Source organism: Thermococcus radiotolerans (assembly GCF_002214565.1).
Classification (GTDB): Archaea; Methanobacteriota_B; Thermococci; order Thermococcales; family Thermococcaceae; genus Thermococcus; species Thermococcus radiotolerans.
Genome location: NZ_CP015106.1, coordinates 457,926 through 478,536, shown reverse-complemented (window position 1 = coordinate 478,536; position 20,611 = coordinate 457,926). Strand labels below are relative to the sequence as shown.

Sequence of the window (20,611 nt, the reverse complement as noted above, 5' to 3'; positions counted from 1 at the left end):
AAACAGATCAAAGCGCCGAGACGTTGAAGAGAGCCTCCATGAGCCGGCCGAAGAGATAGCTCAGGAATGCCGCACCCAGGCCCGTCGCCACCATCTCCGCGACCTTTTTCCTGATCGAGATTCCGGAGAGGAGCGATATCAGGGTCGCCACTATCGCCAAGGCAGAGCCCGCCAGCAGTATCGAGAAGGGAAGGGCCGTCAGCGAGCTGGATGCGAGGAAGTACGGCGTGACCGGGAAGGCAACACCCAGGAGGTAAGCGAAGCCCGTGTAGAGCGCCGCCCTTATCTCGTTCTCCTCCGCCTCCGGAAGGAGGAGCTGCATTATCGCATCGCTGTTGTCTGCGAGTTCCTTTGCGACCTCCCTCGCAACCTCCTCGGGCATTCCTCCCTCGACGAGCTTCTCCACAAGCTCTTCGGCCGCCCTTTCCGGCGAAACCCTGAAGAGGACCTCCATCCTGTCGCGGATGGATTCCTTAATCTGCCTCTGGGAGCGAACCGAGACGAAGGTGCCTATGGCCATCGAGAGCGCACCGGCTACGCCGACTATGAGGCCGCTTATTCCAACGAGCTGTGGGTTGCTCGGGTACACCGCGGAGAGACCCGTGACGGCACCGAGGATTTCAACCAGCCCGTCGTTCATGCCCAGAACGAGGTCGCGGGTGTTCTCGACGTGGAAGCGCTCCTTGCTCTCGTAGAAGAACTTCTCGTGCTCCAGCTCGTCCAGGATGACGTCCTTTATCTCCCTCAGTTCATCCTCGCTGAACCTGTCCGCGTAGGTCGTGAGGTACTTGAAGTACTTTTGTATCGCACTGTTCTCGCCCATCTCAAGGAGCGAAGCGACCGAGCCTGGCCCGAGGAGTCTCCTGAGGAGCTTGACGCTGAATATCGTGAGCCTCTTCACAGAAGGCTTCGGAACCTCTCCACCGTGCCGCTTTATGAAGTCGTGCCAGAACTTGGCGTGCTTTGATTCGATACTCGAGAGCCGCAGAAATTCCTTCTTTATCTCCTCGTCTTTTTCAATCTTGGCCAGCTGGGCGTAGAGAACCGAGTCGGCGTATTCATCCTTGTAGAAGCCCCTCGCCAGCTCCAGCATCTCGTCCATTCCCTCACCCCCTGGAAAGAACGGCGGCCTAGGTTAAATGGATGTCGGTCATTGAAGGCTCCTAAGCGCCTCCAGCACCTCCTCGAAGGGCGCGTCCGTCTTAATGGCCATTGGGGAGAAATGTGTCCTCGTTGCGGAGTAACCTTTCCCGCGGAGAATCTCGATTATCTCCGCGAGCTTCCCGACCTGGAGGTTGTTTCTTCTGGCCAGAGCGTGGGTGTCGTAGTGGAAAGGAACGTCAAGTTCCTCGGAGATGGTTTCGAGGAACGGAAGCGTCTTCTTGTGGGCGAGGGGGTACTCATTGGCCAGCTTCAGCACCTCGTCAACGAACTCCTGGTTCTTCAGCGGACCGAGCCAGAGGGGGCCGTATACGGCCGGTCTTTTGGGCAGGAAGGAGTTCTCGTACCCGAACCTACCGTTTTCATCCTGCCACAGGTAGCCGAGCCGTTCAATGCTCCCGTCGGCCTTCCTCGCGCCGCTCTTGAGCCTCAAAAAGGCCCTGAAATAGTGGTCGCGGTAGTAGGCAAGGAGAACCTCGACGCCGAGGTCGTATTTGGCTGCGTACCTGACAACGGTTCCGATGAGAATCCTCAGGCCTGTCTCGTGGCAGAGCTCGCCCCTTATCGGCTCCGCCAGGTATTTCCTGCGGCAGGCGTGCCGGTAGGCGCCGCAGAGGACGCCGGTGTCGGTGGCGGTGACTGCTAAAACTCCCCTTCTCCTGACGCTCCTCAGGGCGGTGTCGAGGAACTCCACCGGGGAGCCGAAGGGGTCAAGGTCGAGGAAGTCGAAGTAGCGGAACTTCTCGGCCATAAGCCTGTTGGCATCGTCGAGGTTGGCTATAACCTTCTTCTCTCCTTCGAACGAGAACCTTCTCTCGCCTATCCTCTCCCCATCGACGCCGAGGTTCAGCCGGACGTTTTTCAGAATCAGGTTGAAGGCCTCTTCGCTTATGTCGTTGAGCCAGACCTCCTCGACGGGGGTTTCGAGGGCGTAGCGGATGCCTCGGATTCCAGTGGCAGAGAGGGCATCGAGAACGGTCCGCGGTTTGAGTACTCCCACGGCCAGGACGCTTATATCCCGATTTAATGCCATGACCGGGTTGTAGAAGACAGGAGCGTCGTATATCCTCTCCGCCTTCGGGACAAGGATTCTTGCAAGACCCTCGCGCACCTCAACGAACTCCATTCTCTCACCGGAGAAAGAAAAGGTTGGGAGGTTTAAAGGGTTGCGCTCAGAGTATTTCGACGTAGTCACCGACCGCCTGTCCCGGCAGGCCTGGCTTGAAGTAGGCCTTAACCTCGCCCCCCTTGCCGTGGGTCCTGAGGATTTTACCGTACATTTTCCTGCCGGTCGGCGTCCTCCAGACAACCCTCCTGCCTATGAGCATCGAGGCAGCGCTCCTGTCGTCGATGCCGAGGGGCTTCAGAATCATGTGGTGGTTGTCCTGGTGCTCCTTGGTCCCGGCGTAGGCAAGGACGAGAGCCTTTCCCCTGGCCATCGTCCCCACCTCCACCAGAGAGGGTTCGCCCGGCGGTGTTTTTAAGCTTTATCCCCTTCGGCGAAGGCGGAGAGCCCGTCGTCTATCTCCAGCACTTCCCTGATGCTCTTTATCTTCAGGAAGTTCTGCCTCTCGAAGAGCAGTGCAACGTCGCTCTTGTAGGGGGAGGCCTTCTGAACGAGAAGCGTGTTTTCGTCCAGTATGTACGTGAACCTGCTCGGGCTGTCGTCCACCCAGACGAAGGGCTCATCCGGATAGAACTCCCTCAGGGTCTGGAACTTCTTGAGCATGTCCTTCGTGCCCCTGAAGGTTATCACCTCATCGAACTCATCGTACCAGTTCGTCTTCTTCATGAAGATGACCTTTCCGCCTGGGTAAGTATGCTCACCAGAGAAGCTTATTACGCGCCTCCCCCGTGCTCTGAGCTCCCGGATAACCCTCCTCGCGTGGGGAAAGTCCTTGATGTATCGCGGCATGAGCTTGTAGTACTCGTGTATCGTTCCCTGAGCCACCAGCTCGTGTATGACCCCCAGGTACTGGTAGGTCAGCTTCCCCTTGATGAAGAGGAACAGGGCCTTGTAGTAGTCGTCGTAGAGGTCGCTCTCTATAACCGCAGGCACAGTCTTCTCGATGGCTATCCGAAGGGCCTTCTCAACGGCCTCGGTGCTGTCAACGAGGGTTCCATCGAAGTCAAAGAGGTACGTCACCATGCCATAATGTATCACTGACGGGGTTATAACTTTTTCCAGCCCGACCGGCGGGTTGCCCGAAAGGGTTTTATTCTCGGCGGGGTTACAGGGAACGGGTGGTTGTCGAATGAGGATTGAAAAGCTCAAAGAGTTCATAGCCGAAAAGGAACTCGACGGTGTTCTAATCACATCAAAGCCGAACCTCTTTTACTTCACGGGGAGTTCGCCCGTCCTCGGGGGTTCGTTGCTCGTGACCCCGGACGATACCATCTTCCTTGTTCCCGAGCTGGAGTACGAGGAGGCGAGGGAAACTTCCCGCGTTCCGGTTGACAAGTTCAAGAGGGGAGGCGAACTCTACGAGAAGCTCAAGGAGTTCGGCCTCAGGCGCCTTGGAATAGAGGGCAGGATAAGCTATTCATCCGTTCAGGCCTACCGGGAAAAGCTCGGCGTCGAGGACTTCGTTGTGGTCGACGACGTCATCAAAGAGCTCAGGATAGTTAAGACCCCCGAGGAAATCGAGGTCATAAAGGCCGCCTGCGAGATAGCGGACATGGCGATGATGGCAGCCCTGGAGGAGATAAGCGAGGGCAAGCGCGAGAGGGAAATAGCGGCCAAGATGGAGTACGTCATGAAGATGAACGGTGCCGAAAAGCCCGCCTTCGACACGATAATAGCCAGCGGCTGGCGCGCCGCCCTGCCGCATGGGGTAGCCAGCGACAAGAGGATAGAGAAGGGCGACCTAGTCGTCATCGACGAGGGAGCGCTCTACAGGCACTACCACTCTGACATGACCAGAACGATAGTCGTTGGCAGTCCCAACGAGAAGCAGAGGGACATCTACGAGGCGGTCCTCGAGGCCCAGAAGAAGGGAGTCGAGGTGGCACGGCCGGGAATGACCGCCAAAGAGCTGGACACCATCGTCAGGGACGTTATCAAGGAGTACGGCTACGGCGACTACTTCATACACTCCACGGGACACGGCGTCGGCCTGGAGATTCACGAGTGGCCGGGCGTGAGCCAGCACGACGAGACGGTTTTCAAGCCCGGGATGGTCATCACGATCGAGCCCGGGATATACCTCCCCAAGTTTGGCGGCGTCAGGATAGAGGACACCGTGCTCATAACGGAGGACGGTGCACTGAGGCTCACCAAGACCGAGAGGGAGCTGATTTAGGCCCCTCCTAACAACTTTTTAAAGGCCATCGCATACTCTTCTCTGGGGGTGAGGGAGTGCAGATAATCCACCAGGACGTCAAGGAGGGCAAGATAAAGGTCAAGGCCGAAACGCTCGACGACCTCTGGCACCTCTACCACATCATAGACCCCGGCGACACCGTTTACGCGAAAACACTTAGAAAGCAGGCCCAGCGCTCGGACTCGCTGAGGGCTGAGAAAGTCGAGGTAATTCCCGTCTTTCTCGGAGTCAAGGCCGAGAAGATAAACTTCCACAAGTTCGCCAACCAAGTCCGCGTTACCGGGCCGATAGTGTACGCCAGCAGAGACGACGTTCCCCTAGGCAAGTACCACACGATAGCGATCGAAGAAGGCACGGTGGTCACGATCCAGAAGTCCCGCTGGAAGGAGCACCACATCGAGCGCCTCAAGGAGGCCGTCGAGGCTTCCAAGAGGGCAAGGGTCATGATAGTCGTTATAGACGACGGCGAGGCGGACATGGCGATAATCAGGGAGTACGGCGTCGAGATACTCAAGGGGATACGCTACAACCTCGGCGGGAAGCGCTACAACACCAACCGCGAGAGCGAGGAGAAGAAGTTCTTCCACGACGTGGCGAAGAGCATGGAGGAGATAATCAGCCGTGAGGGCATAGAGAGGGCAATAGTCGCAGGCCCGGGCTTCGTCAAGGAGGACTTCTACAAGTTCCTGCGCGAGAACTACCCCGAGCTGGCAAAGAAGGTGGTAATCGAGGACACGAGCGTGACCGGGAGGACGGGCATCTACGAGGTCATACGGCGCGGCACGGTTGACAAGGTCTACCACGAGAATCGCGTGGCCAAGGAAGTCCAGCTCGTCGAGAAGGTGCTTGAGAACGTGGCGAGGAACAACGGCCTGGCCGCTTACGGTCTCAGGGAGGTTGAAGAGGCCGTGAACTACGGGGCTGTCGAGACTCTCTTGGTTCTCGACGAGCTCCTGAAGGGCGAGCACAGGGAGAAGATAGAGGAGCTTATGGACTCGGTTCGCTACTCCCGCGGCGAGGTCGTTGTGGTCAGCTCCGAGCACGAGGGAGGCGACAAGCTGAAGGCTCTGGGCGGTCTGGCGGCGCTGCTGAGGTTTAGGGTGAAGTGAACCCCTCCCCGTAAAGCTCCACGTAGGGGTCGCTCTTAAACGTTGGGAACTCCTTCTCTTCCCCGTTTTCGATTAAAAGGCGCTTTTTATCTGCGGTGAACTCGCCCAGCTCGAACGCAATAATTCCATTTTTGTTGAATTCTGCAATTAAGGAACCGACGTTCTCGGGAGGGACTATCGCTATCAGCGTGCCGGTTGAGGAGACACTACACGGATCGAGGCCGTAGAAATCGAGGACCTTTCCCACCATCGGATCGAGCTGAAGTCTCTCGGCGTAGACCCTGAATCCGACCCCAGAGTTGTCGGCTATTTCGTGGAGAGCGGTTAAACCACCCTCGGTGGCATCGTGCATGCCCCTCACGAAAGGCTTTGCCGTGAGGGCATCCGGAACGACGGTTTCAAACCTGAAGGATCTCTTGAGTCTGGCTATCTCCCTGAAGCTCAGGAGCTTTCTCAGCTCCTTCTCGCGGAAATATGCAGCAGAAACGGCGAACTCAAGGCCAACCTTGCCCGTGACCACAATTCTGTCGCCCGGTTTCGCCAGCGGAAGCCTCAGTTCGTTCCTCTTTACCAGTCCCATGGCGGTGGTCGTTGAAGTTGGCTCGGTGATCGTTGGGTAAACACCGCTGTGTCCCCCGATTATCGAGCTCCCGTACTTCCTGCACTCGGCGTTCAAGTCACGCATCGCCTTCTCAATAAAAGCCCTCTCGCTCCCCGGAGGAAGGAGGATGTCAACTACCAGCCATCTCGGTCTCGCTCCAAAAACGGCCACGTCACTGGCCGCGAAGTGGTACGAGAAGAACCCGAAGGTTTCTCCGGGGACGCCGAGGGTGGGGTCGGTGGCAACCACCAGGTAGTGGTCGCAGTCGTATTCGAGAACTGCCGAGTCAAACCCCTCCCTGGGTCCGTACACCACCCTCATGTCCTCTACTCCCAGGTTGGGGAACACAACGTCCCTCAGGACATCGTTTCTAAGTTTTCCGAGCGGAAGCTTCACCTTCATTCCCTCCAAACTTCGAGATAATTTCCCTCACCTCTCGGAGGATTTCCCCGTCGCAGCCCCAGCACATGACCTCGAAACTCGGCACGCGAACGCTCATGCGAATTCTCCTCTTTCTCGCCAGCCCACTCACCTCAACGTTGACCTGGTAGGTCAAATCCATCAGTGCGGGCGTTACTATCTCCTCCCGGTCAATGTACTGGAGGGGACAGCCCTCACGCCACTGCCTCCTCCGTGAGTGCTCGTACATGCGGTAAGGTCTTATTCCAGCCTCTTCGGCGAGCGCCTCGATCTCCTCTGCGGTGTACTTTATGAGCGGGCGGAAGAATGGAATCCCCATCCTCGGAAGCCCGCAGAGCCTAATGTCACCCTCGCACTGGTCGAGGAGGGCGCCGATTACCTTGTCGTTGGCGTTGTCGCCCTTGGCCAGCACATCAAAGCCGTTGTTGAGGGCAAACCACTTGGCGTTCCAGAGCATGACCTTCTTGCAGTTAATGCATACAGGCCCTTTCCTCCCGGTGACCTCTCTGAGAAGACCGTCCGTGATGTCCACGAGGTAGTGCTCCACTCCAAGCTCCTGGGTGAATCCCATGGCCCACCTCAGCGGCTCCTCCCAGCTCCATCTGTGGAAGAACGTCAGCGCCGATACGTTAAGGCCCGCCTTCCTCAGGAGGTACAGGGTTAAGCTTGAGTCCTTCCCGCCCGAAAAGAGGACGAGAATCCGTTTCTTGTCAATACCGGCCCGCCTTGAGAATTCCCTGACTTCCCTGACCGCCTCAGTTATCATAGAAAAAAATAATTGGGGAGGCTTAAAAATATGAGCCTCAGACGTTGACCTTACCGACCCACTGCTCAGCCAGGTTTCCAAAGACCGGGAACTTGTAGCGTTCGCCCTGGTAGGCCTTGACCATTCCGAGTATCCAGAATATCAGGCCGACGATCCAGAGCAGGCCTCCAAGGACGGCTCCGATCACTGGTATGAACCCGAGGATAAAGCTGAGTATCGTTAGTCCCAGGAACGTTATCGTTGACTGCATAGCGTGGAAACGGACGAAGTCGCTCTCCTTCTCGAGCAACAGGAATATTATCCCAGTAAGCCATCCAAGCACGTATGCCAGCAATCCCTCGACGTTCTCATCCATACCCAAGGAAGTCTTCTTGGGTTCTTCAGGTGGAATCTCTTCCATAATCGATGCACCTCCGAACTTCAATCAGTTGTATTCTCTCCAATCCCTTAAATACCTTTCCAAAGTTTTAACACGACTTTCCGTGACCGACGCCGTGCGTTTAACGTCTCAGAACCCACCCATTTCTGATCTCGAACCCCTGAGTTTTGTTAGGCTCACCAAAGCTTTTTAAGGTCATCGAGAGATTGGAATATCGAATTAGGAGAGCCTAACGGTGATGCTCATGATTGTACCTTTAAACAGTATGAGGCCCGGCGAGAGGGGTGTTGTCGTTAACATCATCGGCGGCCATAACGCCAGACAGAGGCTCGTCTCAATGGGGTTGACCCCTGGAGCGACGGTTCAGGTGCTGGAGTCGCATCCTCTAGGCCCTATAATAATCTCCGTCGGCGGTGTGCGGTTCGCCATAGGTAGGGGAATGGCCAGCAAGGTCATGGTAAGAAGGCTGTGAGGTGCCCACCATGATGAAGGTAGTGGCTCTGGCAGGGAATCCCAACGTTGGAAAGACCACAATCTTCAACTCCCTCACGGGAATGCGCCAGCACGTTGGCAACTGGCCCGGCGTGACCGTTGAGAAGAAGGAAGGAATCCTCGAATACAAAGGCCAAAAGTTTCTCGTGGTTGATCTCCCCGGAATATATTCCCTGACGGCTCATTCAGTTGACGAGCTGGTCGCCAGGGATTTCCTTCTCAAGGGAAGCGCCGATGTAGTTGTGAACGTCGTTGACGCGACCGCCCTCATGAGGAACCTCTTCCTGACGATGGAGATACTCGAGATGGGCCTGAAGAACGTTATAATAGCGCTCAACAAGACGGACCTCGCCGAGAAGCGAGGCATCGAGATAAACGCCAGGAAGATGGAGGAGCTCTTAGGGGTTCCCGTTGTCCCGCTGAACGCCAAGGAAGGAGTCGGCCTGGACGAGCTCAAGGACAAGATACACAGGATGGCGAACGGAGAGATTGAGACCAAGCCCACCGTCCCCACCTACGACCCCGAGGTCGAGAGGGAGATAGGGCACATAATCGAGGCCCTCGAGCACACCAAGCTCGCCGAGGAGTACAACCTCCGCTGGCTCGCGGTGAAGCTCCTCCAGAGGGACGATGGTGTGATAAAACTCATCCTCAGGCACCTCGGAAAGGAGAAGCTCGACGAGATTATGGGGCACATAGCCGAGGTGGAGGAGCGCTACAAGAGGGCGATGGACCTAATCATAGCCAGCCAGAAGTACGAGTTCATAGACGGCCTCATGCACCGCTTCGTGAGGTACTCCCACGAGCAGGGCGAGACCTTCAGCGACCAGCTGGATAGGTTCCTCACGCACCCGGTTTACGGCCTCCTCGCACTTTTCGGCGTGTTCTACGTCCTGTTTAAGTTTGTCTTCGCCCTTGGACTGCCCCTGCAGGGCCTGCTGGATGAAGCCTTTTCCGCCTTCGGCGAGTGGCTGGCACCTCACATCGCCAACGAAACGCTCCGCGGTCTCCTCGTTGACGGTGTCATCGCTGGTGTCGGCTCGGTCCTGAGCTTCTTCCCGCTGGTCTTCCTGCTGTTCCTCGCCATGTCGATCCTCGAGGACGTAGGCTACATGGCGAGGGCCGCGGTCGTCATGGAGCGCATCATGAGGAAGTTCGGCCTCCCGGGAAAGAGCTTCATTCCCCTAGTTCTTGCCTTCGGCTGCAACGTTCCGGCGGTTATGGCAACGAGAACCCTGGACGAGGAGAGGGACAGGTTGATAACGATGCTGGTCAACCCGCTCATACCGTGCAGCGCCAGGCTGAGCGTTATAAGCTTCCTTGCGGGGGCCTTCTTCGTGGGGAACCAAGCGCTAATCGCGGTGAGCATATACGCGACGGCCATACTGCTGGCACTGCTCATGGCATGGCTCTTCAGCCGCTTCGTGATCAGGGGAGAGGAGAGTCCATTCATAATAGAGCTGCCGGAGTACCTCATACCATCGTGGAAGACCGTAACGCTCCATTCGTGGGAGAGGAGCAAGGAGTTCGTCAAGAAGGCCGGAACCATAATCCTGCTGGGTTCGGTGGTCATCTGGTACCTCAGCACCTACCCGGTCGAGATAGGAACCGGGCAGAGCTACGCCGAGAGGCTGGGGGCCTTCTTCGAGCCCTACATGCGCCTCATGGGACTCGACTGGAAGGCCGCGGTGAGCCTGCTCTTTGGAATCATCGCCAAGGAGAACGTCATCTCCACCTACGGCATAATCTACGGCAGCGAGGAGGCAATAGTCGGTGCCATGACGCCACTTCAGGCCTTCGTGCTTGCCCTCGTCACGACGCTGTACGTTCCGTGCATCGCTACGATAGGGGCAATAAGGGCAGAGAGCAACTGGAAATGGGCACTCTTCACGGTCGTCTACATGATAGGCCTTGCGAGCATCGTGGGGATACTCGTCTGGAACCTGGGGGTCGTCCTAGGATACTGAGGTGTAGGGATGCTGGAGAGGATACTGGAACTAATAAAGGAAGGGAAGGGCGTTGATGAGATAGCGCGGGAGCTTTCGATCCCCCGGGAGGAGGTCGAGGGAGCCTTCAGCGTTCTGGAGAGCATGGGATACGTTGAGCGGGTGGAGCTCGGCAGCTCTGCCTGCGAAAGCTGTCCGCTGAAAAGCGTCTGCCCAGGGTCGTGCTTCAGGTTCAAGGGAAAGGTGTACACGGTGACCGAATTTCGGGTTGATGCACAGAAATGAGCGCGTCCTCCTTCCGGTTCATCGTTGGGCATATTTAATGGCCGTAAAATATATAAGTTTCCCACCGGAATGTTAAACGGTGATACCATGAAAGCTGTTATTCTTGCTGGTGGTTTTGGTACCAGGTTAAGGCCACTCTCATCGACCAGACCGAAACCAATGGTGCCAGTTCTCGGAAAGCCCAACCTCCAGTACCTCCTGGAGAGCCTGGAGAAGATACCGGAGATCGACGAGATAATCCTGTCCGTTCACTACATGCGCGGCGAGATAAGGGAGTTCATCGACGAGAAGATGAGCGACTACCCGAAGGGCATAAGGTTCGTCAACGACCCGATGCCCCTAGAGACCGGAGGAGCCCTCAAGAACGTTGAGGATTACGTGGGCGAGGACTTTCTGGTCATATACGGTGATGTCTTCACGAACTTTGACTTCGGCGAACTCATAGAGGCGCACAAGAGAAACGATGGCCTCATAACGGTGGCCGTCACCAAGGTCTACGACCCGGAAAAATACGGCGTCGTTGAGATGGACGAGGACGGAAAGATCGTGCACTTCGAGGAGAAGCCGAAAAGGCCCAAGACCAACCTCGTCGATGCCGGAATATACATGGTGAACAAGAAGGTTCTGGAGGCCATACCCAAGGGCAAGGAGGTCTACTTCGAGAGGGAGGTTCTCCCCAGGTTCGTGGGTCAGGAGGCCGTGTACGCGCACAAGATACCCCGTGAGTACTACTGGATTGACCTTGGAACGCCCGACGACCTGTTCTACGCGCACCAGCTCGCCATGGACGAGATAACCAAGCAGAACGGCTACTACACCATCGCTGAAGGCGCGGAGGTTCCTGAGGATGTCGAGATACAGGGTCCGGCGTACATCGACGAGGGCGCCAAGATAGGACACGGGGTCAAGATAAAGGCCTACACCTACATCGGGCCGAACACCATAGTCGAGGACAAGGCCTACTTCAAGCGCGCCATCCTCATAGGCAACGACATCGTCAAGGAGCGCTCCGAGATAAAGGACAGCATCCTCGGCGAGGGAGTCGTCGTAGGAAAGAACGTCATCCTCAAGGAGAACGCCGTCGTCGGCGACTACGCTAGGATATACGACAACCTGGTCATCTACGGTGCCAAGGTTCTCCCATGGAAGAAGGTCGAGGAGTACGAGGCCTACATCAAGATAAAGCTCGACCCGACCAAGGTGAGGCCGGGGGTCACCCCGGACCGCTGCCCGCTCGGCCTGCCCGAGTGTATCTACACCAAGTTCAAGGCCATTGCCGGAGAGAAGCCGCCGTGCGACGAGTGCATAGAGAACCAGTGGCTCTTCTGAGTTCTTTTTTCATACTCCTTTTCCCGACCTTCGGGCAATAGGTTTTTATTCTCGAACCTCGTAGTTAATCGAAGGTGAAAACTCATGGCGGAATTCTACGAAAAGAGAAAGCTCAGTTGCAGGGAAGACGTTGCGCTGGCGCTGGCGATATTCGTCGTGTTCCTCGATTTCGTCAACTCCATAGTGCACAACAGTGATACCCAGCTCAGAACCTCGATATTCGCGCTGGTGGTTCTCCTGTTCGCCCTCTCAGTCAGAAAGTTCTATCCCAATCCGAGCAAAAAGGTATGGCCGTGGATCAGCTCGATATACGACAACGGCGTCATGATAATAGTCGCGGTGTTCTTCCTCTTCCACGTGACGCTCCTCAACGTCCCGATACTCAACGTTGACCTCTACAACGTCTACGAGAACGGTGACATAATCGGCCATTCCCTCGGCGGCCTGATGATGTGGACGATATTCGCCAAGACGGCCCTGGAATACTCCAAAATCAACAACAAGGGCTGGACCGCGAAGACAATCGTCAAGTACTCGATGGGTGCCCTGCTCGTCATTGGCATTCTGTGGGAGTTTATAGAGCTCGCTGCCTCGCTCACGATACTGCCCCACGTGGACGAACCGATAAACAACAAGATCAGGGACATCATAATGGAGTACATCGGCGCAGGGCTGATGACGATAGCGGTGCTGAAGACGAAGTATCCCTTCGATATGGGGGAGTGGGAGTGAGTTCCCTTTGATTTTTGCCTCTTAATTCTTCTGGAGTCTTATTGCAACACCGGGTCCTCAGCCATAGCCATGAAAAAGTCGAAATTCTTTCAATTCTCTTGAAGTCTTATTGCAACTCGTCAGGGTCTCATCAAACAGGCTCATTCACATCCCACTTTCAATTCTCCTAAAGTCTTATTGCAACGGACAGCAGGGAGACTTTGACGAGGGGATGTTCTTCGCTTTCAATTCTCCTAAAGTCTTATTGCAACTCCTCGATGAGATTCAGAATCTCCTCCGGTTCGATCTCTTTCAATTCTCCTAAAGTCTTATTGCAACGATTTCGAACGCCGTTTCCCTGAGCACCTCCTGTCCCTTTCAATTCTCCTAAAGTCTTATTGCAACGAGTATGGACGCCCAAATAAAGGCATGGAAATATCTTTCAATTCTCCTAGAGTCTTATTGCAACCCTTGGCCACTTGGGCTTTTCGAGCTTTGGCACGTACTTTCAATTCTCCTAGAGTCTTATTGCAACTTAACCCACCTCTCACTTTATCGCCGGGTAAACGACGACTTTCAATTCTCCTAGAGTCTTATTGCAACACCAACGTCCCTTTTATCCGCTTTCGCCCATTTAACCGCTTTCAATTCTCCTAGAGTCTTATTGCAACGGCCGTGTGAGGCTCCCGAGGAGGGGCAAAGTTCGGCTTTCAATTCTCCTAGAGTCTTATTGCAACGCGCACGAATACGCCCCTGTTAGACACGATACGATAGCTTTCAATTCTCCTAGAGTCTTATTGCAACTGTAGAACGACGGATCGTAGACCACGTTGATCTTCTTCTTTCAATTCTCCTAGAGTCTTATTGCAACGTGGTGACCTGGCGCCTCGGTCAGGCTTCGGAGCCTGCTTTCAATTCTCCTAGAGTCTTATTGCAACAGGGCACATTTTTGCCCCGTTTCCTCAGTAGACTCTAATGCATGCTCCGATATAAAACCTTTTTGACGAAGCCCCCTTTTAGAACCCACGAGAACACTGTTAAAGGGGCCAATTTGGAGGTGGATATCGGGAGAACACCCATTATAACCAGCCATTAGAAAATGTCAATATGCGTACACACGAGTTCCCGGCAATTGAGGTTTCTTAAAATCGCTTTAGTTCCCCTCTCATCCGTGAAATCTCAAAAAGAATCGGTTTCTATACAATGACAGCGTATATCGCGCTCCTAGAACTCCTGTTACGTTCTCCGAATAAAATTCGTTATGTTCTCCACATGATCCAAAACGGAAGGTTACATTTATATAACGATGGAAATCGAGTTCCCAAGTCCAAATAAGTCTCCTTTCGGGACAAATCGCCCTAATGGGGCAGGAAATCAAAAAACGAATAAACCTAGCATGATACCAAAGAATCAGTACCTTATCCTCGGGTTGTACTCCAGGAGCATGAGGCCGTTTTTGAATATCCTTATCGTGCCGCTCTCCGAGAGTGTTATCGCTATCGCCTTTGTTAGTCGGGTTATGCCGGCGGCGGCTATGTGTCTGCTTCCGAGGCCCGGAGGGAGCATTAGGTCTATCACCTTTGGCTCGACTTCGAGATACCTCCCGGCCGCGGCTATTCTGCCATCGTCCCTGACTATAAAGGCCCCGTCGAGCTGGGCGAACTCCTTTATTATCTCCTTGCTGTTCCTGTCGAGGACGTTTACCTTGTGACCCTTGAATGGATTGGGTATGAGCTGGTGGGAGTGCCTGAGAACTCGCCTCGTGTCGCCTATGACGAAGATGGTTCCAACGGGAACGCCCTCCCTGCCCTCGATGCTCAACTCTATCGTTATCTCAAGGAGCCTCTGCAGGACGTTCTGATTCTGGGCGAAAAATCCCCTCATCGCGGAGATGCTCTTTTTAACCGTCTTGATTCCAATGAGCTCTCGGGTGACGTAGACAAAGGAGTCGCCCTCCCTGAGTATGTCGTGCTCCAAGAGGAAGGCGGAGATGAGGTTGAGAACGTTGTTGATGTCGAGGTTCTGCGGGATCGAGACCCTCTTTACCCTATCGCTCTCCACATCGAAGGAAGAACTAACGATTACAACGGTGACGTCCACATCGGGGACCCTCTCGGGCTCAATATCCTCCAGAATAACGAGGGCCTTCCCGTCGAGGGCCTCAACGACGTCCACCGCACCCTTTATCAGAACCTCGGGAACTTTCTTCCCCATACTCTCACCAACCGTTGATAGAGTAACTCCAGCAGGTATAAAAACCTACCGTCCTTAGAAAACGTTAAAACATAACCCGACGAAGCCTTTTTGGTGTGAGAGATGAGGATAGTTGTCGCAATCACCGGCGCGAGCGGTTCAATCTACGGCCTGCGGCTGGTTGATGTCCTGCGGGAGCTTGGCCACGAGGTCGTCACCATAGCCTCCAGAACCGGCCTCGCGGTTATGAGGCACGAGACCGGGGTTGAGTTCAAGCCCGACTACATGGAGGATGACCTCTTCGCCCCAATAGCATCTGGTTCAAATCCGTTCGACGCCATGGTCATAGTCCCCTGCTCCATGAAGACCCTCGCTGCGATAGCCAACGGCTACGCCGATAACCTGATAGCCAGAACGGCCGACGTGGCGCTGAAAGAGCGCAGAAAACTCATCCTGGTCGTCAGAGAGACTCCTCTGAACTTGATACATCTCCAAAACATGGTAAGGGTTACACAAGCTGGGGGGATAATTATGCCAGCTTCCCCAGGATTTTACACAAAGCCCAAAACTTTGGACGATATGGTAAACTTTATAATTGGAAAAATCTTAGACCTTCTTGGGATTGAGAACGAGATATACCCTCGATGGAGGAGTTAACATGGTCCAGCTCGATGACCTTGATAGGGCTATCCTCCGCATCCTGAAGGAGGATGCAAGGTTAACAATATCAGAAATCGCCGACAGGCTCAACCGCCCCGAATCTACAATCCATTTCAGGATAAAAAAGCTCCAAGAGCGAAACATAATTGATAAGTACACCATAGTTCTCGGCGAAAACCTCCAGCCGAAGAGCCTTGCGATAGTCTACATCCAGGCCGAGACCCCGATAATCGAAGACTTCCTCGAGAGATACATCCGCCACATCATGAAGACGCTTTCCCTGCTCCCCAACGTTCTTGCTGTTGCCAGGAGTGGAAAGGACGGGGTCGTTGCACTCATCGGGGAAGACACGCCCGAAAAGCTCAACCGCTTCGTTGATGAGACCATCAGGGTTCTCCCAACGCTCAAGAGGGTCGAGGTCTTCACCCTCGATGAATTCAGCAAGGGCGACGGTCTGGTGGGCTTCCTAGTGGGGGTTTGAATGGAGATAGAGGTCAAGTTCCGCGTTGACTTCAACTCCGCCAGAAGGGCGATAGAATCCCTCGGAGCGACGTTCATCAGGGAGGAGATACAGGAGGATGTTTACCTCTCCGTTCCCCTACCCGAACTCCTCCGGGTGAGGAGGATAAGCAACCTAAACCGTTCTTTTATGACGTACAAGCGCATAGCCGACCCCGGCAGGAACGAGGAGTTCGACGAGGTTGAGGTCGAGGTGGGTGACTTCGAGACCACGTTGGAGATTCTGAGGCGCCTCGGCTTCAAGGAGGATGTCTGGGTCAAGAAGCGGCGCCTGGTCTACCGCCTGGGGAAGGTTACCTTCGAGCTGAGCGAGGTCGAGGGGCTCGGCGGTTTTCTGGACATCGAGGTCATCTCCGACGATATCGATGAAGCGAAGCGGAAGATATGGGACACCGCCAGAAAACTTGGCCTGAGCGAAAAGGACGTGGAGCCGAGGCTCTACCAGGAGCTCATCAGGGAAATGGAGAAAAAGAAATAAGGCCTCAGCGAGCCGTCGCGACTATCTTGATTATGTCGTTGAAGCCCAGCTCGTAGTCCTCTCCAACGCGCCTGTGGGTTCTCGCGTTGACTGCATAGAGGAAGGTCCTTCCCAGGTCTGTGTGCACCTTGTAGGCCAGGTCGCGGGGCGTTGAACCCTTGGGGAGGAGGTGAACGTGGGGCAGAACGTTGCCGAACTGGTCGGTGAGCTTGTGCTCGTCCTCAACTGGATAAACGGGCACGAGGTTGAGCAGCTCAAAGGTCGCCCTGTTTATTACCTCCTGGACTCCCGTGGAGCCGAAGCGGTCGAGGACCTTCTCCTTTATCAGCTGGAGCGCCTTCTCCTGCTTGGAACTCATCGGTTTGAGGATTTTGAAGTCACTCGAACCAGGAACGTAGTCGATGAAGCCCGCCTTGGCGGCCTTCCTCAGCGTCAGTTCAGCCGCCGCGCTCGTCGGAACGACTATGTATCCCCTGCTCTTGCCTTTCTTTATTAAACGCTCTATCTGGGCATCGGCGGCGGCATCGGCCTTGTTGGCCGCTATAATAATCGGCTTGTTTATCTTCCTCAGCTCGCGGACGAAGGAGAAGAGGTCTTCATCACTCCACTTCGTCGGGTCGTTGTCGAGGCCGAGCTTGTGGATGGCCTCAAACGCATCTTCCTCGGTAACACCTATTCCAGTCAGCTGGTCGGCTATTGCCTGGGCGAGCTTGAGGTGCTGGAGCTTTATCCTCTTCGCGAACTTCTCCCAGTTCTTCCTGAGGATGCCGTATATCCAGTAGTCTATCTCCCTCTCGAGGAACTCTATGTCCTCCACCGGGTCGTGGTGGTCGGTGGGCTGTCCCTCCTCGTCGGTCTTTCCGGTGGCATCAACGACGTGGATTAAGGCCGAGGCCATCCTCAGGTCATCGAGGAACTTGTTGCCCAGACCGCGCCCCTCGTGCGCCCCGGGCACGAGACCCGCAACGTCAATCATCTTTATCGGGATTAGCGCCTTTCCGTCCCGGTATTCGTAGTTCTGGGGGTTTGGCTGACAGCCGAGCTCTTTGCAGGGGTGCTCGGCTATCGCGTAGGTGACCCCAACGTTCGCGTCTATCGTCGTGAACGGATAATTGGCGATCTGAACGTCAACGAGCGTAGCGGCCGAGAAAAAGGTCGACTTTCCAACGTTTGGCTTTCCAACGACACCTATCTCCATACTCACCACCGCCCTAACTTCGCGGGAGGGTTTTAAGGGGTTTCGGCCGAAAACTATAACTTCACCTTTTTCCTAATTCTTCCGGTGAAACCCATGCGAATATACGTCCTTGTCGAGGACTATTCTGGCTACGAAAGCCCTTTTCTGGCCCAGCACGGGATAAGCTTCCTGATAGAGAAGGCCGGAAAGGGAATCCTCTTCGACACCGGCCAGAGCGCCGAGCCGATACTCCACAACATGAGGCTCCTCGGCCTCGATCCGAGTTCACACATCGATTACATCTTTCTGAGCCACTGCCACTACGACCACACGGGTGGACTCTTAGGCATCCTAAAGGCCATCGGAAGGCGGGTTCTGGTTATAGCGCATCCGAGTATCTTCAGAAGGCACTTCGTTATGAAGCCCTACCTCAGGGACGTTGGGATTCCCTTCAGGAGGGAGGAGGTTGAGGAACTCGCTGACCTATACCTCGCCCCGAAGCCTCTCGAAATAGTTGAGGGCCTGTATTCCACGGGGGAGATCCGCAACCGCGAGGACTTCGAACAGGGGCATATAGGGGTCTACACGCTGAAGGACGGCCAGGTAATGGAGGACAGCATTATGGACGACATGAGCGTCGTGGCTAAAACGTCTGAGGGTCTGGTTATCGTGAGCGGCTGCAGCCACGCAGGTATAGTGAGCATAGTAAAGCATGCGATACGGATGACCGGGGAGAGACGCGTCCGCGCGGTCATAGGCGGGTTCCACCTCATAGACGCAGGCGACGAACGCATCGAAAGAACTGTGAAGGAGTTCAAGGAACTCGGAGTGGAGGAGGTTTACACGGGGCACTGCACCGGGCTGAGGGCCGAGGCGGCATTCCAGGAGGCCTACGGCGAGCGCTTCCATAAGCTGCACTCCGGAATGGTCGTGGAATTCTGAGGTGATAGCATGGCAGAGGAAGCCGAGGAAAAGCCCAGGATAACCGTTATTGCCTATTCGAGGGACGATTTCCTCAGCAGGAAGGTCTCGAGCATGAAAGAAGTCCTCGAAATCGAGGGCTATGACGTCGTCTGGGCAAACGTGGACACTGTCGAGGCAGTTCCAGAGATAATGGAGGCCCTCAACATCCACGATAGGCCCATGAAGGTCCTGCGAAGGGCGAGTACACACGCCAGGGTTTTCGTGTTTCCGGATTATCTGTTCCTCATTCTCCACCAGGTCTACGAGATAGACGGTGGGCTGAAGAGGGAAAGGATAGGCCTCCTGCTCAAGGACAACCTCGTGGTGACGGTGCAGGAGATACAAGGGGACGTCTTTGACCCCATCAGGGAGAGCATCCGTGAGGGGGAGGGCCTCTTCAGAGAGCGCGGCGCGGATTACCTGCTCTTCGCCCTTCTCGAAGCGATAGTCGAAAACTACGTTCCAATAATAGAGAGGATCAGCTCGAAGATGGAATCCCTCGAGGCACAGATACTCTCGAAGGGCGAGAAGGGGGTTCTCCACAGAATACACGGCCTCAGGAGAGAGATACTCTTCATGCGCCGCACGATATTTCCCCTGCTGGAGGCGTTCAGGAAGCTTGAGCTTGAGGGCGAGAGGTTCTTCACCGAGGAGACCCAGAGCTACATGGGGGAGCTCCACGACCATGTCCTCGAGGTGCTGGAGATACTCGAGGGGCAGAGGGAACTCGCCAACAGCCTCGTCGAGCTCTACTACTCAACGATCTCGATGAAGACCAACGACATAATCCGCATACTAACGGTCGTCTCGACGATATTCATTCCACTGACCTTCATCACCGGCCTCTACGGAATGAACTTCCGTTACATGCCCGAGCTCTACTGGCGCTATGGATATCCTGCATCACTCCTTGCGATGCTGGCAATAGCCATGGGAATGCTCGCGTACTTCCGAAAGAAGGGGTGGATTTAGAGCTCCTCAAGGCCGAGGGCGAGCCTCACGGCCTTTTCGGCTATCACGTCGAGGGGGTCGATCAGCTGAACCTTCAGGTCCTCCGCCCTAAGGGCAACGCTGACCTCGGTGCAGCCGGCTATTATTCCATCCACCCTGCGTTCGAGTTTCCTAGCAACCTCCAGGAGGAGCCTCCTTCCCAGCTCGATGTTCCCCGCCTTCACGCCCCCGTAGATCGCCCGCATAACTTTCTCCTGGTCGTTCTTTCCTGGGACGGCTATCCCGACGCCCCTGTCGAGGAGCGCGCGGTGGTAGACGAGCCCCTTTATGGTGCCGTCCGTTGCGAGGAGGCCGACCCTGCGCAGGCCGAGGCGCTCTATCTCATCCGCCGTCGCCTCGATCATGCTGACGAGCGGAATCTTTACCGCTCTCTGGATGGTCTCGGCGAAGAAGTGCGCGGTGTTGCAGGGCATTATTATGAAGTCCGCCCCCCAGCTCTCGAGCTTTCTCGCCCCCTCTATAAGGGCAGGTCTCGGGTCTTCCCCGTTCCCCAGGATGAACGCCGTTCTGTCCGGAATTTTGGGGTCGTTGTAGATGATTATCCTGGGATGGTCCTGGTCCCTCTTCGCAGGAGTCTTTTCGACTATCCTTCTGAAGAGGTCGGCGGTCGCCAGGGGCCCCATGCCGCCGAGGATGCCGATGGTTCTCTCCCTCACTCCTCCAGCCATACGGAGTCATCCCCGCGGTAGTTCAGCTTCACCACGAAGAGCCTGAAGGGTTCATCACGCTCGTTGACCACCCAGTGGACGGTTTTGGGCTTGACGAGGAATATGTCGCCGGGCCTCGCGGGGTACTCGGTCTCACCGATGCCGAGCCTTGCCTCTCCGTCCATTATGTAGAACAGCTCGTACTGGTGAAGATGATAGTGCTTCCCGACGGTCTGTCCGGGCTTGACCTCCACTATCTGGACGTACGAGCCTTCGGGCAGTTCGCCTTCGAAGAGCGGAAGCTTCCGGTAGGTGCCCCTGTCTATGAGGTTTTTGATTTCGGCCTTCATGCCCCATCCCCCGGATAGATGGTACCCAAAGTTGAAAAGCTTTATCCTTTCGACTTCCATCGAAATGTTCAAAAGACTTTTATAGTTCCGG

Annotated in this window: 23 protein-coding genes and 1 CRISPR repeat array; of the genes, 12 read left to right on the top strand and 11 right to left on the bottom strand. The window is 55.4% G+C overall.

Annotated features, from left to right (window positions below):
• Positions 1–7: 7 nt before the first annotated feature.
• The 4 genes from A3L10_RS02600 to A3L10_RS02585 are packed head-to-tail and all read right to left on the bottom strand — an operon-like array spanning position 8 to position 3,310.
• Positions 8–1,102, bottom strand: coding sequence for a VIT1/CCC1 transporter family protein (locus tag A3L10_RS02600; RefSeq protein ID WP_088866268.1), 1,095 nt, complete (start codon positions 1,100–1,102; stop codon positions 8–10).
• A gap of 48 nt (positions 1,103–1,150) precedes the next feature.
• On the bottom strand, positions 1,151–2,287 hold the full coding sequence (locus A3L10_RS02595; protein WP_088866267.1) for a tRNA (guanine(10)-N(2))-dimethyltransferase: 1,137 nt from the start codon (positions 2,285–2,287) through the stop codon (positions 1,151–1,153).
• A 46-nt stretch (positions 2,288–2,333) separates the two neighbouring features.
• On the bottom strand, positions 2,334–2,600 hold the full coding sequence (locus A3L10_RS02590; RefSeq protein ID WP_088866266.1) for a 50S ribosomal protein L35ae: 267 nt from the start codon (positions 2,598–2,600) through the stop codon (positions 2,334–2,336).
• A 41-nt stretch (positions 2,601–2,641) separates the two neighbouring features.
• A complete protein-coding gene (locus A3L10_RS02585; RefSeq protein ID WP_088866265.1) occupies positions 2,642–3,310 on the bottom strand; it encodes an HAD family hydrolase in 669 nt (222 codons plus the stop codon).
• Positions 3,311–3,416: 106 nt separating this feature from the next.
• On the opposite strand from A3L10_RS02585, the gene pepQ reads away from it, so the two are divergent.
• Both pepQ and A3L10_RS02575 read left to right on the top strand, forming a co-directional pair.
• A complete protein-coding gene (gene pepQ / locus A3L10_RS02580) occupies positions 3,417–4,463 on the top strand; it encodes a Xaa-Pro dipeptidase PepQ (RefSeq protein WP_088866264.1) in 1,047 nt (348 codons plus the stop codon).
• 56 nt (positions 4,464–4,519) lie between these two features.
• Positions 4,520–5,593: an mRNA surveillance protein pelota gene (locus tag A3L10_RS02575; RefSeq protein WP_088866263.1), complete on the top strand. Its 1,074-nt coding sequence runs from the start codon at positions 4,520–4,522 to the stop codon at positions 5,591–5,593.
• Here the strand turns inward: A3L10_RS02575 and A3L10_RS02570 are convergent.
• The 3 genes from A3L10_RS02570 to A3L10_RS02560 are packed head-to-tail and all read right to left on the bottom strand — an operon-like array spanning position 5,580 to position 7,780.
• Positions 5,580–6,590: an AIR synthase family protein gene (locus A3L10_RS02570; RefSeq protein WP_088867529.1), complete on the bottom strand. Its 1,011-nt coding sequence runs from the start codon at positions 6,588–6,590 to the stop codon at positions 5,580–5,582. The genes A3L10_RS02575 and A3L10_RS02570 overlap by 14 nt on opposite strands.
• Positions 6,565–7,380 (bottom strand): 7-cyano-7-deazaguanine synthase, encoded by an 816-nt coding sequence (locus A3L10_RS02565; protein WP_088866262.1) that lies wholly within the window; start codon positions 7,378–7,380, stop codon positions 6,565–6,567. The genes A3L10_RS02570 and A3L10_RS02565 overlap by 26 nt, the downstream gene beginning before the upstream one ends.
• 37 nt (positions 7,381–7,417) lie before the next feature.
• Positions 7,418–7,780: a DUF4870 domain-containing protein gene (locus A3L10_RS02560; RefSeq protein ID WP_088866261.1), complete on the bottom strand. Its 363-nt coding sequence runs from the start codon at positions 7,778–7,780 to the stop codon at positions 7,418–7,420.
• A gap of 223 nt (positions 7,781–8,003) precedes the next feature.
• On the opposite strand from A3L10_RS02560, the gene A3L10_RS02555 reads away from it, so the two are divergent.
• The 5 genes from A3L10_RS02555 to A3L10_RS02535 all read left to right on the top strand — a co-directional run bounded on the left by A3L10_RS02555 (position 8,004) and on the right by A3L10_RS02535 (position 12,543).
• The gene (locus A3L10_RS02555) at positions 8,004–8,231 is read left to right on the top strand and encodes a FeoA family protein (protein ID WP_088866260.1); all 228 of its coding nucleotides are present in this window, start codon (positions 8,004–8,006) and stop codon (positions 8,229–8,231) included.
• A 10-nt stretch (positions 8,232–8,241) separates the two neighbouring features.
• Positions 8,242–10,218, top strand: a complete 1,977-nt coding sequence (gene feoB, locus A3L10_RS02550; protein ID WP_088866259.1) for a ferrous iron transport protein B — start codon at positions 8,242–8,244, stop codon at positions 10,216–10,218.
• A 9-nt stretch (positions 10,219–10,227) separates the two neighbouring features.
• The gene (locus A3L10_RS02545; protein ID WP_088866258.1) at positions 10,228–10,482 is read left to right on the top strand and encodes a DNA-binding protein; all 255 of its coding nucleotides are present in this window, start codon (positions 10,228–10,230) and stop codon (positions 10,480–10,482) included.
• An 87-nt stretch (positions 10,483–10,569) separates the two neighbouring features.
• Positions 10,570–11,811 (top strand): sugar phosphate nucleotidyltransferase, encoded by a 1,242-nt coding sequence (locus tag A3L10_RS02540; protein ID WP_088866257.1) that lies wholly within the window; start codon positions 10,570–10,572, stop codon positions 11,809–11,811.
• 84 nt (positions 11,812–11,895) lie between these two features.
• Positions 11,896–12,543, top strand: a complete 648-nt coding sequence (locus A3L10_RS02535; protein ID WP_088866256.1) for a hypothetical protein — start codon at positions 11,896–11,898, stop codon at positions 12,541–12,543.
• Positions 12,544–12,561: 18 nt separating this feature from the next.
• A CRISPR array of direct repeats spans positions 12,562–13,460; the repeat unit is 30 nt; unit sequence CTTTCAATTCTCCTAGAGTCTTATTGCAAC.
• 472 nt (positions 13,461–13,932) lie between these two features.
• On the opposite strand, the gene A3L10_RS02530 is transcribed toward A3L10_RS02535, so the two are convergent.
• On the bottom strand, positions 13,933–14,736 hold the full coding sequence (locus A3L10_RS02530) for a DNA integrity scanning protein DisA nucleotide-binding domain protein (RefSeq protein WP_088866255.1): 804 nt from the start codon (positions 14,734–14,736) through the stop codon (positions 13,933–13,935).
• Between the two features lie 102 nt (positions 14,737–14,838).
• Between A3L10_RS02530 and A3L10_RS02525 the strand changes: the two genes are divergently transcribed.
• From A3L10_RS02525 to cyaB, 3 genes are read left to right on the top strand one after another with little or no spacing between them, the layout of a single operon-like run.
• Complete coding sequence (locus tag A3L10_RS02525) at positions 14,839–15,372, top strand: UbiX family flavin prenyltransferase (RefSeq protein WP_088866254.1); 534 nt, start codon at positions 14,839–14,841, stop codon at positions 15,370–15,372.
• Position 15,373: 1 nt separating this feature from the next.
• Complete coding sequence (locus A3L10_RS02520) at positions 15,374–15,856, top strand: Lrp/AsnC family transcriptional regulator (RefSeq protein WP_088180376.1); 483 nt, start codon at positions 15,374–15,376, stop codon at positions 15,854–15,856.
• Positions 15,857–16,372 carry a class IV adenylate cyclase gene (cyaB, locus tag A3L10_RS02515; RefSeq protein ID WP_088866253.1) on the top strand — a complete coding sequence of 172 codons (516 nt, stop codon included), beginning with the start codon at positions 15,857–15,859 and terminating at the stop codon, positions 16,370–16,372.
• A gap of 4 nt (positions 16,373–16,376) precedes the next feature.
• Here cyaB and A3L10_RS02510 read toward each other — a convergent pair whose 3' ends face one another.
• Positions 16,377–17,570: a redox-regulated ATPase YchF gene (locus tag A3L10_RS02510; RefSeq protein WP_088866252.1), complete on the bottom strand. Its 1,194-nt coding sequence runs from the start codon at positions 17,568–17,570 to the stop codon at positions 16,377–16,379.
• Between the two features lie 93 nt (positions 17,571–17,663).
• Here A3L10_RS02510 and A3L10_RS02505 point away from each other — a divergent pair, with 93 nt between their 5' ends.
• Positions 17,664–18,491: an MBL fold metallo-hydrolase gene (locus A3L10_RS02505; protein ID WP_088866251.1), complete on the top strand. Its 828-nt coding sequence runs from the start codon at positions 17,664–17,666 to the stop codon at positions 18,489–18,491.
• 9 nt (positions 18,492–18,500) lie between these two features.
• Entirely contained in the window at positions 18,501–19,484 is a 984-nt protein-coding gene (corA, locus tag A3L10_RS02500) for a magnesium/cobalt transporter CorA (protein WP_088866250.1), read from the top strand.
• Here the strand turns inward: corA and A3L10_RS02495 are convergent.
• Together A3L10_RS02495 and A3L10_RS02490 are read right to left on the bottom strand one after the other, a co-directional pair.
• Positions 19,481–20,191: a cysteate racemase gene (locus A3L10_RS02495; RefSeq protein WP_088866249.1), complete on the bottom strand. Its 711-nt coding sequence runs from the start codon at positions 20,189–20,191 to the stop codon at positions 19,481–19,483. The genes corA and A3L10_RS02495 overlap by 4 nt on opposite strands.
• A complete protein-coding gene (locus tag A3L10_RS02490) occupies positions 20,176–20,520 on the bottom strand; it encodes a cupin domain-containing protein (protein WP_088866248.1) in 345 nt (114 codons plus the stop codon). Before A3L10_RS02490 ends, A3L10_RS02495 begins: the two co-directional genes overlap by 16 nt.
• Positions 20,521–20,611 lie beyond the last annotated feature (91 nt).